This window comes from Streptomyces mutabilis (genome assembly GCF_014649815.1).
GTDB classification, from domain to species: Bacteria; Actinomycetota; Actinomycetes; order Streptomycetales; family Streptomycetaceae; genus Streptomyces; species Streptomyces mutabilis.
The window spans coordinates 1-677 of the sequence record NZ_BMTT01000159.1 but is presented as its reverse complement, the minus strand read 5'-3'; the positions used below and the strand labels follow the sequence as shown (position 1 = coordinate 677).

Annotated in this window: 2 protein-coding genes; both read right to left on the bottom strand. The window is 21.3% G+C overall.

The window, feature by feature from the left end; translation table 11 throughout:
- Positions 1-33: 33 nt before the first annotated feature.
- Positions 34-372 (bottom strand): proton-conducting transporter transmembrane domain-containing protein, encoded by a 339-nt coding sequence (locus tag IE142_RS39850; RefSeq protein ID WP_188404652.1) that lies wholly within the window; start codon positions 370-372, stop codon positions 34-36.
- Between the two features lie 42 nt (positions 373-414).
- Positions 415-677, bottom strand: a 263-nt coding sequence (locus IE142_RS39845) for a hypothetical protein (RefSeq protein WP_229831244.1), incomplete at its 5' end; no start/stop codon positions are given.

The window sequence follows — 677 nt, the reverse complement described above, 5'->3', positions numbered from 1 at the left end:
TGATAATGGTGATTCAACGTGAGCTTTTAATAATCAAGTATTTAAAAAAATTACTGGTGTTTTTACAGCAAAAGCTATAAATATTCCATAAAATAAAAATAATTGAGTTATATAGTTAAAGTTTGCTTTTGATAGAGCATCAAAATCTGTTGTTCCCATTATAGAAGACATACCTATTATTGATAATAACATAAATAATGATCCTAATAAAGTATATAAGAATAAATAAAAACTAGCTCTTACTTTATTACTTGAACCAAATAATCCTATTAATAAAAATAAAGGTGGTAAAATACTTTCAAAGAATATATAAAATAATAATACATCTAAAACTAAAAAGACTGCTAGTAATAATGATTCTAATAATAACATTATTACTACAAATGATAATACATTTTGAGATTTTATTGAATTTCAATTTGATAATATTGCTATAGGCATTATTATAGTTGTTAATAATACAAAGTATATTGATAAACCATCAACACCTAAATATATATCAAAATAACTTATTTGATAATGCTCTTCAATAAATTGAAATTGTTTACTACTAAAATCAAATAGTATAAACATAACTAATGATACAATTAAGTTAACTATTGAAGTAGTTAAGGCAATAGATTTTATTCTTATATTATTTATAAGTGATAAACCATAATTTGCCTCTACTGTTACTA